The organism is Microcoleus sp. S13_C5, from assembly GCF_036700845.1.
GTDB lineage: Bacteria > Cyanobacteriota > Cyanobacteriia > Cyanobacteriales > Microcoleaceae > Microcoleus.
The window spans coordinates 88417-98516 of sequence record NZ_JAUBPR010000009.1; the positions used below are offsets into that span (position 1 = coordinate 88417).

Consider the following 10100-nt stretch of genomic DNA (forward strand, 5'->3'; position numbering starts at 1 on the left):
AAAGCTGGCACTCTTCGCAGAACAATAAGGCTAGAAACTCAAAGAGCGATGGTACTGAATTGAAGAACGATGGAAGGCTATCTTCTCATTTTCCAACAGTATTTCAATCGCTTCACGTAGGTTTGCTTGTAGCTCGTCTAAAGTTCCTCCTTGAGAATGCGCTCTCTTAGAAACCTGTAATATAGGGTACATAATATAAAGCAGTGTTAGCATCTTTCTGAACCAGCGCAGTAAATATTATCATAAATTTAAACTCAAACAGCTTGACTTTTAAGCAAAATCCAATAGAATTAATTTTAGCCTATCTATCAAGCGATGTAAGTAAAATTACTTAAAAATACAATCCATGACACTACCTAGAGATGCCACAACGTTATATCAAATAGGGATACCCAAGAGTCTAGCCTTTGGATGTTTCGCACTCAGGTAATCAGCAGCGTGTAAACCATTTTCATCAACTTTAGAGTCGCCTGTTTCTATATCAAGGATTATCATCTTGCCAAGATTATCTTCTAATTCAATTTTTGGGGGATGCTGCTCTCCTACAAATGTTTCGCACGACGCGAACGCTCGCGCCCGGTCGCAGTGCTGCAAATATGTTGTAGTAGGATGTATAATCCTAAGTGGGAATAATTCATGCTGAAACAGGTAAGCTACTGGGATGTAAAAAAACCTGAGTTCTGAAAACTTTAAGCATCTGTGCGGAGTACAGCGAGAGACCTTTAAACAAATGATTGAGGTAGTGCGATAATCGGATAATTTATGTGGATGCGCCTTCTTGCTTGTCCAACTCCACCAGAAGAATGATAGTTAAACCTCAAACCATGATGCACTTGAGTATTGAATAAGCGGAGAAAATATTGCCACTTGCTAATAAGCTGATTCCCTGCTCCTTTAATTTTTCCCTACAGGCGATCGAACATCGCTGTCTCAGGTTCCCATCCATCAATTCCACACCCGAACAATCGGACTCATCGAAAAAACAAATATGAAAACCACGCTGCCCGGTTACAAACTCTTATCGTTGCCCATTCATGAAGGTGTCAATACAGTTATTTATCGCGGAGTTAGAGAGTCCGACCTAACTCCGGTTATAGTAAAAACCCTCAAAGCCGAGTATCCCACAATAGAAGAAATCGCGCGGTTGAGGCATGAATATAAAATCCTTAAAACTCTGGACATAGCAGGGATTATCAAAGCTTACTCTTTGGAAAAGCATAATAACGGTCTGGCGCTCATATTAGAAGATTTTGGGGGGGACTCCCTGAAGAACCTAATCGCAGCTAAAAACCTTGAAATAAGCGAATTTCTGAGTCTGGCAATTCATTTGGCAGAAACCCTAGCTCAACTGCATGAAAATAAGATTATTCATAAAGATATTAAACCGCAGAATATCATTATCAAACCCAAAACAAATCAAATTAAAATCATCGATTTTAGCATTTCCACGTACTTAGAGCGAGAAAACCAGATTCTCAGCAATCCTAACTTGCTAGAAGGCACTCTCGCCTATATGTCCCCAGAGCAAACTGGGCGGATGAATCGCTCAATTGACTACCGCACCGACTTTTACTCATTAGGTGTCACCTTTTATGAAATCCTGACTGGGAAGCTGCCGCATCAAGCCACCGACCTCCTAGAATTAATTCACTGCCATATCGCTAAAAGACCATTGCCACCTCATCAGCAAATCGGCGAGATTCCCGAAGCGATTTCTGATATCGTAATGAAATTATTAGCCAAAACTGCAGAAGACAGATACCAAAGCGCTAGGGGACTAAAAGCGGACCTAGAAATGTGCCAGTATCAACTGCAAACGCAGGGAAAAATTGACAACTTTCCAATCGGTAATCGGGATAAATTTGGACAATTTCTCATCCCCCAAAAACTCTATGGCCGCGAGCAGGAAGTAGCCACTTTGATGGCAGCCTTTGAGCGAGTCTCCGGCGGAACCAGCGAAATGATGCTAGTGAGCGGTTACTCAGGGATTGGCAAATCTTCCTTAGTGAATGAAATTCAAAAACCGATTCTCCGGCAGCGCGGCTATTTTATCTCAGGTAAATTTGACCAATTAAAACGAAATATTCCTTATGCTTCTTTGATTCAAGCCTTTCAGGGCTTGATGCGGCATCTGTTAACAGAAAGTTCGGAAAAACTAGCCATTTGGAAAGAGCAACTCTTAGAAGCTTTAGGCTCAAATGGCCAAGTCATAGTAGATGTCATTCCCGAAGTCGAACTGATTGTGGGCCCTCAAGAAGCTGTTCCGCAAGTGGGGGCATCTGAATCCCAGAATCGCTTTAATCGCGTCTTTAAAGAATTCATTCATGTATTTACTAAACCCTCACACCCGCTCGTCGTCTTTTTGGATGACTTACAGTGGGCAGATTCGGCATCGCTCAAGTTGATTCATCTGCTTATTTGTGACCCGGACAGCCAATATTTACTGCTGATGGGAGCCTATCGAGATAACGAAGTCAGTCCGACGCATCCGTTGATGCTGACGTTAGATGAGATTCACAAGAATGGGGCGGTTGTAAATAATATCACTCTCCGTCCTTTGGATATTGGCAACGTCAGCTTACTGGTAGCGCATACCCTAAATGAGTCTTCCGCTCCGAGAAACCGGGTTTCTGAATTGTCCGAGCTACTTTTCAATAAAACCCAGGGCAATCCTTTCTTCTTGACTCAGATGTTCGCTACTCTGTACCAAGAAAAACTATTGACCTTTGATTTTAGTGCTGGGTGCTGGCAGTGGTCATTAAACGAAATTCAAGCGGTAGGAATCACTGATTATAATGTCGTAGAACTGATTGCCAGAAACATTCAAAAACTCCCGGAGGAGACGCAAAAAGTCTTAAAGTTAGCCGCCTGTATAGGAGACAAATTTAATTTAGAAGTTCTGGCAATTGTTAATGAAAAATCTCAGTCAGAAACGGCAACAGATTTGTGGCGTGGACTTCAGGCTGGCTTGGTTTTGCCCCTAAACGAAGCCTACAAAATTCCTCTTGTTTTTAACTCCGATGAAATGAGCAGAGAAGCAGATCACAGGATAGCTCCAGATTCTCCTCTGCTATCAGGCTCACCTGCCTCTTTGCCTTGCAGCCATCACGCCCCTATCGCTTACAAATTTCTCCATGACAGGGTGCAGCAAGCGGCGTATTCTCTTATTCCCGAATCTCAGAAACAACAGACGCATTTGAAAATTGGTGAACTGCTATTGGAGCATACTCCAGCAGAGGAGATTGAAGAAAATATCTTTGAGATTGTCAATCAGTTAAATGTTGGGGCTGACTTCATCACCCATCAGGCAAAAAAAGATCGTCTAGCCAGATTAAATTTGATAGCAGGCAAAAAAGCTAAGGCAGCAACAGCTTATGAAACTGCCGCCAGACAACTACGGGTGGGGCTAGAACTCCTAAGAGAAGATAGCTGGGAAACTCAGTATGACCTGACGTTTTCTCTGTATGTGGAAACGGCGGCGGTGGAATTTCTAAATATCAACTTCGAGCGAGCAAGAATACTTTCTGAGGCAGCTCTCAAACACGCTAAAACTCTGCTTGAAAAAGTAAAAGTTTATGAAATCCAAATGCAGTTTTATACCCAGCAAAACCAGATGCAGGTCGCGTTCGATATTGCGCTGCAAGTTCTCGGTATGCTGGGCGTCTCCCTTTGTCCAGAACCTCCACAAGAGATGAATACGGAGGCGTTAGCTTCTCTGCCCGAAATGACGGATCTCAATAAGCGAGTGGCTATGGGGATATTATTGAAATCCGCTCCTCTTGCTTTTCATGTGGCTCCTGCCTTACTTCCACAAGTTCCATTTACAATGATTCATCTGTGTATCCAATATGGTAATTCACCCCAAGCTGCTTCGGGGTATGCGGTTTATGGCATGATTTTGTGCTGGCATCTGGGTGAAATTGAGGCGGGATATCGCTTTGGACAACTAGGTTTAAATTTGTTGGATCGATTTGATGCCAAAGAACTGAAATCTTACGTCTATGTAGTTTTTAATGCTCACATTAGACACTGGAAAGAGCATGGAAAAGAAACCTTATTACCATTAATTGAAGGCATCAAAAGTGGTCTAGAAATTGGAGATTTAGACGATGTTGGTTATAGTTGTATTTACTATTGCGATCATATATTTTTTACTGGCCAACCGCTAGAGTTTGTGGATCAGAAGCAGGCGCACTATCTTGATTTACTGCTGAAACTCCAACAAGATTCGCATCTTCCTTATTTGAAAATATGGAGAGTAATGGTATTACAATTACTTGCAGCCCCTGAAGAAAAATATACGGTCAAGGGCGAAGCTTTGAATGAAGATGAACTCCTGCAACAGTCAATTGCTGACAATAAACATATGTTTGTTTTTGTGGCTCACTTGACAAAACTGATTCGATTTTACTTGTTGAAAGATTACGCTCAGTCCGTGAAAAATGCCAGCGAAGCAGAAAAATATAAAGAAGGTGCACCGGCGCTGATGAGTGGTGCGGAACACAATTTCTACTATTCTCTGGCCCTCCTTGGTCAATATCCCCAAGTTTCCAGCAGCGAACAAGAAGAATTCTTGAAGCAAGTGGCTAAAAATCAGGGAAAAATGCAGGAATGGGCTATACATGGGCCGATGAATTATCAACACAAATACGAGTTAGTGGAGGCAGAGAAAGCGCGGGTATTGGGTAAAATTGGCAAAGCGATGGAGTATTATGACGCCAGCATTCAAGGAGCCAGAGAACAGGGATACATTCATGAAGAAGCCCTAGCTAATGAACGGGCAGCCGAGTTTTATTTCTCTCGCGGTCGGGAGAAGATAGCGGAAATTTATTTGACGGATGCTTACTATGGCTATATTCGCTGGGGAGCGAAGGCTAAAGTGAAAGATTTATCAGAACAATATCCTGAATTCTTCTGGCGACTACTGGCTAAAGAAGCCCCCACCCTCGACGTATCACGGACAACTAGCGCGACGACTACGGGGAGTTTTGCGGCACTGGATTTCGCCTCTGTGATGAAATCTTCTCAAGCTATTTCTGGCGAAATTGTTCTGGAAAGCCTGCTTTCTAAGTTATTGAAAATTGCGATCGAGAATGCTGGGGCTGAAAAAAGTTACTTCATTTTAGAAAAAGATGGTCAACTGGTGGTAGAAGGCACGGCAAGCATAGATAATAATGAGGTAGTAGTGCTGCAATCCACGCCGATAGAAACGAGTCATAAACTGCCCTTATCTCTCCTCAATTATGTGGCTAGAACTCAAAAAAATGTGGTTTTAAATGATGCAAGTCAGGAGGGGATTTTTACCAGGGATAGCTATATCGTTAACGCCCAACCGAAGTCGATTTTATGTATGCCTGTTGTCCATAAAGGAAAGCTCATTGGTCTGCTTTACTTGGAAAATAATCTGACAACGAGTGCGTTTACGGGCGATCGCCTGGAAGTTTTAACCGTGCTCTGTTCTCAAGCAGCGATTTCTCTGGAAAATGCCCGACTATATGCCAATTTGTCTGAGGCGACGGACAACCTGAAACAAGCCAATGAGCAATTAGAAGATTACAGCCGGACTTTAGAACATAAAGTGGAAGAGAGGACGCAGGAATTACAGGAAAAAAATCTGCTGCTGAGCCAGGAAATTCGCGATCGCGTGCAGATAGAGCAAGCTCTGCGACAATCAGAAGCGCTATTAAAAAAACAAGCCGAACAACTAGAGCTTTCTTTCCAAGAGCTCAAGCGCACCCAGACCCAGCTCATTCAAACTGAGAAAATGTCCTCTCTGGGACAGATGGTGGCTGGAGTGGCCCACGAAATCAATAACCCGATTAACTTCATATATGGCAACCTGACTCACGTCAGGACATACAGTGAAAATATACTAGGACTGGTGAAACTCTATCAGGAACAATACCCCCATCCCACAGCAACGATTGTTGAGGATATTGAGGAAATCGAATTAGAGTTTTTGATGGAAGACTTACCCAAAGTGCTCGATTCGATGAAGGTGGGGGCAGACCGAATTCGCGAAATAGTCCTCTCTCTGCGAAACTTCTCGCGACTGGATGAAGCGGAAATGAAAGAGGTCGATATCCATGAGGGCATCGATAACACCCTACTGATTTTGCAGCATCGACTGCAAGCCAAATTAGACCAGTCTGCCATTCAAATAATTAAAGAGTACGGCCCGCTGCCGCTGGTGGAGTGCTATGCCGGCCAACTGAACCAGGTGTTTGTAAATTTACTGGCGAATGCGATTGACACTCTCCATGACCAAAGGGGGCCGCGGACGATCGCAATTCGCACCTCAGTGGGGTATGGGGAAGAAGAAAAATCCCCGATTTCCAATCCCCCCCTTGCGGAAAGCTCTACAGTTTATTCGGCTGAGGTGGATTCCCACAACCTCGCCCCCACCCGGAAAGCTGCCCAATTTGTTGTGATTCGCATTTGCGACAATGGCCCGGGTATGACAGAGGAAGTGAAGGGACGGGTGTTCGACCCCTTCTTCACGACGAAACCCGTAGGGAAGGGCACCGGTTTGGGGCTGTCAATCAGCTACCAGATTGTGGTAGAAAAACACCGCGGACAGTTGAAGTGTGTTTCTCATCCCGGCCAGGGGGCAGAGTTCATCATTCAGATTCCTATTCGACAGGACTATCAAAAATTGGCTTTGCAAAGCCAAACCTGATGAGTGGTTGTTGTTGGTATTTCTTGTAGTCCTAAAGAGATAATGATACAGCGGTTCTCCCTGTAAGTAGCGTAGGTTTTACCAGTAGTATGGCCACCACAAATAATTGTTAGGTCGCCAAGGGTGAATTCGGCTTGCTTTAAAACACCAAGATTTTTGACTTTGACTTTCATCAATATTTGGCTAAAATGACAACTTACGATTTCATTTTACAGTATTAGAAGCATTAATTATACCGAAACTTTCCCATCGTCAACTCCTGCTGCTTAACAGGAATACAAATCTCAAACTCCGTCCCTTTTTCTGGCGTTGAAAAACACCTCAGCGTCCCACCATGTTTTTCAGTAATAATCTGATAACTAATCGCCATTCCCATTCCGGTTCCCTTCCCTACAGGCTTTGTTGTAAAAAATGGATTGAATATCTGTGTTTGAATTGATTCTGGAATTCCATTGCCATTATCGGCGATCGCAATTTTAACCCACTGCGAATATACCACCGAGGTACAAATTGTAATACAACATGGGTGCTTCTCGATCGAGCAAGCTACCCGTTGAATATTTATTTCTTCCAGTGCATCAATAGCGTTTGCCAAAACATTCATAAATACTTGGTTAAGTTGTCCGGCATAACACTCAACTAGCGGTAAATCACCATAGTCTCGAATGACTTTAATTTCTGGATGTTCTAGTCGCGCTTTGAGACGATGTTGCAAAATTAACAGCGTGCTATCAATTCCTTCATGGATATCAACTTCTTTAAATTCTGACTCATCCATTCGGGAAAAATTGCGGAGTGACAGCACAATCTGGCGAATGCGATCGGTACCAATTCTCATTGAACTCAAAATTTTAGGTAAATCATCTTGCAAAAAATCCAGGTCAATATTTTCTGCTTCTTTCTCAATTTCGCCAATTGGGTTTGGATAATGCTTTTGATATAAGTGTACCAAATTTAATAGACTGTCAGCATAATATTGTACATGAATTAGATTGCTATGAATGAAGCCGACCGGATTGTTAATTTCATGGGCTACTCCTGCAACTAATTGCCCCAAGGATGAGATTTTTTCTGTCTGAATCAGTTGGGTTTGCATTCGTTTTAAAGTCTCAATTGCCTGCTCAAGCTGCTGAGATTTGTCGCGTTCTTTGGCTTCGCTATCGCGTAAGGTGACTTCTATTTGTTTCCGTTGAGTTATTTCTGCGGTGAGTTGATCGTGAATTTCCAATTGTCGGAATACTTCTTCAAATGTGCTGGCCAAAAATTGAATTTCGTTAGCTGGAATCGTCTTTGGCATAGGAAAAATGCCAGTTTTTTTACTTTGAAAAACTGCTTCGTTTAAGTCGCGCAAGGGTTGCAATACATTCTTCTGAAGGAGTATCCCCATGATTAACAAAATTGTGATGATGCCAACTAGCAATAACAATGTTGAGGTAATGAAAGTTCTGTCAGCAGCTTGCTTCATTTGGTTGAGATCGAGTAGCGCGATCGCCACTCCCCGTCGTTGAGATGTGCCAAATAAGGTACTGCTAAAAGGCAGAATTTGTGCGATCGCAGGCTTGCCATCTAGTACGATATCGTAGGTGACTTCGACGCTTGTGGTTGCCGCTTGGTCGATCGCTTGCGCCAGTTGCGGATAGATCGAAGTGTATGGCTGATTAGTCGTATTCTGAGGACTGCGGGCGATCGCCATTCCAGATGGATCGACAATCGCAATTTCCAGCACACCGGGCATCGTAGCAAAATTTTGCACAACCCGTCGCAGAATGCTTTTATTCTCCAACTCTAGTAAGCCTTCTGTAGAAAACTCTAGCGATTGTGTAATCGATTGAGCCCGGTTATGAACTTGCGTTTCTAAGTCAGACTGCATCAGCCGATAGTTGAGTCCGAGGGTTGCCAGTCCAACAGTGGCGATCGACAACCCAACGCTAACTAGCAAGCGCTGGGACAAACTATGGGGACGCAGCCATTTGGTCATAATTGCCACTCCTTGATCGCTGTAGTTACGAGCTCAGTATTAATCTCCACATCCTGACGCGGTATCCGTGCGGCACGGGGGTCAGATTTTAATAGTTCAGCCATTTGAGCGATCGCTTCTGGTAAGCGACCAGACTTAAACATCTGTTGTTGCATAGCAATGTCACCCTTTTTCAGACCAGCGTAATCTTTAGCAAAAGCCTCACTCTTCTGTCCGAGGCTTTTTCCAACCTTTTGAAACACTTCTTTGGGCTTTGTTTCCACTGCACTCATAATATCAAACCAAGCCATCATAAATTGCTTCAGTTCAGCTTTTTTCGTGCGAGTAATAGTTGGTCGAGAAGCGAACGTATCAATGATTAAACTATTAATTTCCTGAGTAGTGTAAATGATATTACCCTTAATAGTTTGAGCCGTTTCCCCTAGCAACGGTTGCCAGAGCACGGCGGCATCTAAACGTTTTTTTTGCATCAAATCAACCGCTATCTCGTTGGGAACATCCTCAATCTTGACCTCTTCGGGTTTAATCTGGTGCAACTTGAGAGCTTCTAATAAAATCAGATGATTAACCGTTCCCAGTTTCGTTGCCACTGTTTTACCGCGCAGGTTGGCCACTGACTTAATTCCCGGTTGAGCAACAATACCGTCAGCCCCGTGAGAAATATTTATTACCATCAGCACCACAGGCTTATCATTCCCCGAATCAGACTGCATCACATCCCACAAAGAGGTAAAATTAGCATCCAAATTACCGCGCAGCATGGCGCGAGTCGAATCTTGATTATTCTCAAATCGAATGAGTTGCACGTCCAATCCGCGCTGTTTGAATAAGCCTGCTTCCTGAGCATAAAGTGCGATATCAAATCCTGCCCAACTGAGGATTCCCACGCGCAGGGGAGCTAGTTGCGGGGGTGCCACGCTACAAGCATTCACAATCAGGCTAACCGCCAGTGTCAAAACGCAGAGGACACTGAGCGATCGCCATTTCGTTAAGGTCAGCCAATACCTACGCAATAATTGTCTAGTCCCAGTCTGAGCTTTGCCAGTCATCTATGCAGCCTCCACGCTCTTGTTCGTCGATGATAGCAAGAACTTTTCTGGATGTCATTCCCTGAAAAAACGCCCAAAACAAATGTAAAATAGAATTATTCTCCTCGCTTATAATTCATTACCAAATCCAACCAAAATCAAGAAATCGTCACTGATTCCCGCACATAAGAATTCACCGATTAATCGGCAGGCAAATATAGTTAGAACTTCTACACAAGGCCGATATTGCGATGCGAATCGCTTCCGGGAGTTGAGGGGTTCGTTGCTCTGGCGGTTCTGGGGACGCTGCAATCAACAGTTTATTCACAGAGGAAAATTGGCTCTCCTGAGTTTATGGTGTAAAATAGCTCAACCAATACAGTTAGAGTAATGAGCTTTCATTTAGACTATTTAT

At 43.5% G+C, this 10100-nt stretch carries 3 protein-coding genes; 1 reads left to right on the plus strand and 2 read right to left on the minus strand.

Features of this window, described 5'->3' with window-relative positions; translation table 11 throughout:
• Positions 1-988 precede the first annotated feature (988 nt).
• Positions 989-6679 (plus strand): AAA family ATPase, encoded by a 5691-nt coding sequence (locus tag QUA04_RS04645; RefSeq protein WP_333254213.1) that lies wholly within the window; start codon positions 989-991, stop codon positions 6677-6679.
• Positions 6680-6905: 226 nt separating this feature from the next.
• Here QUA04_RS04645 and QUA04_RS04650 read toward each other — a convergent pair whose 3' ends face one another.
• A complete protein-coding gene (locus QUA04_RS04650; RefSeq protein WP_333254215.1) occupies positions 6906-8657 on the minus strand; it encodes an ATP-binding protein in 1752 nt (583 codons plus the stop codon).
• Complete coding sequence (locus QUA04_RS04655; protein ID WP_333254218.1) at positions 8654-9706, minus strand: ABC transporter substrate-binding protein; 1053 nt, start codon at positions 9704-9706, stop codon at positions 8654-8656. Before QUA04_RS04655 ends, QUA04_RS04650 begins: the two co-directional genes overlap by 4 nt.
• Positions 9707-10100: the final 394 nt, after the last annotated feature.

Excerpts from the sequence above, each read along its gene's own strand:
- QUA04_RS04645 (WP_333254213.1), top strand. The coding sequence starts at position 989 with ATGAAAACCACGCTGCCCGGTTACAAACTCTTATCGTTGCCCATTCAT.
- QUA04_RS04650 (WP_333254215.1), bottom strand. The coding sequence starts at position 8,657 with ATGACCAAATGGCTGCGTCCCCATAGTTTGTCCCAGCGCTTGCTAGTT.
- QUA04_RS04655 (WP_333254218.1), bottom strand. The coding sequence starts at position 9,706 with ATGACTGGCAAAGCTCAGACTGGGACTAGACAATTATTGCGTAGGTAT.